The 1,215-nt window shown below is 66.1% G+C and carries 2 protein-coding genes; both read left to right on the top strand.

The genetic code is table 11. The features are described from left to right. Window positions 1-465, top strand: a 465-nt coding sequence (locus RBJ65_RS41995; RefSeq protein ID WP_306332219.1) for a LysE family translocator, incomplete at its 5' end; no start/stop codon positions are given. Window positions 466-518: 53 nt separating this feature from the next. Beyond that, on the top strand, window positions 519-1,215 hold a 697-nt coding region (locus RBJ65_RS41990), incomplete at its 3' end, for a transposase (RefSeq protein ID WP_306324368.1).

The raw sequence follows: 1,215 nt of genomic DNA, 5'->3' as shown, positions 1-1,215 counted from the left end.
ACGTTTGCCACGGTGGGCCTGTCCGCCCTGGTCATGTCGTCGGCTCGGGCGCTAACCGTTGTGAAGCTCGTGGGTGGCATCTATCTGATCTGGTTGGGCGTGGCCACCTGGCGTTCAGCGCGTCGAGGCGTCGAACCAAAGAAGCGCGGGCGGTGGCGTCTGCCGTGGTCTCAGCTTGGAGGCTTCGGCCAGGGGCTGTGGTCCAACGTCCTCAACCCAAAGGCGGCGTCGGTCTATCTCACTCTGGTGCCGCAGTTTCTGGCCTCCGACCGCCCCATCGCGCCGCAGATCGCCACGCTTGCGGTCGTGCACATAGCGGTCGTGCTGGTGTGGTTGCTGTCTTGGACGTCCGTGATCGCGGTCGCCCGCACGGCAATCGACACGCCTCGATTCCGGCGTGGGATGAGTCGTCTGGCAGGGGCCGTGCTGGTCGTTTTTGGGGTTCGTACCGCGACGACGAGCTGAGCCTGCGTGTCTCACCACCACACGGCTTCCGGCTTCGGTGAAATGATCTTGGTGTGACTGGTGTGATCACGGCGGCGGAGCCGTCCTGGATAGCCCCGTTCTCCGGGCTGAGCCCGCGCTGCTTCGGCAAGTTGATGACTGCGGTACGTCGCGAGACCGCGGACGAGCCGCGGCGCGGTCGGCCGTGGAGCCTGTCTCTTGAGGACCGGGTGCTACTGGTCGCTACGTATTGGCGAACGAACTTGACGCTGCGCCAGCTCGCTCCGCTGTTCGGGATATCCAAGTCAGCGGCCAGCCGGATCGTCGATCATCTCGGCCCGAAGCTCGCACTCCAGCCGCGCCAGCGGTTCGCAAAAAACTCCGTGCTCATCGTGGACGGCACCCTGGTGCCCACTCGGGGCCACACGATCGCCGAGCAGTCGAAGAACTACCGCTACTCCACCAACCACCAGGTCGTCATCGACGCCGACACTCGCCTGGCCGTGGTCGTCGGCCGACCGCTGCCCGGAAACCGAAACGACTGCCGGGCTTGGGCCGAATCCGGCGCGAAGGACGCCGTCGGTAAGACCATGACCATCGCGGACGGCGGCTATCCGGGCACCGGCCGGGTAATGCCGCACCGCCGTGCGAAGGGGCAGGCCGAACTCCCGGACTGGAAGCAGCAGCACAACCGCTCCCACAAGCAAGTCCGCGCCCGCGTCGAGCACGTCTTCGCCCGAATGAAGGGCTGGAAGATCCTGCGGGACTGCC

Source organism: Streptomyces sp. KL109B, from assembly GCF_030766935.1.
Lineage (GTDB): Bacteria > Actinomycetota > Actinomycetes > Streptomycetales > Streptomycetaceae > Streptomyces.
This window is presented reverse-complemented; position numbering and strand designations above follow the sequence as displayed.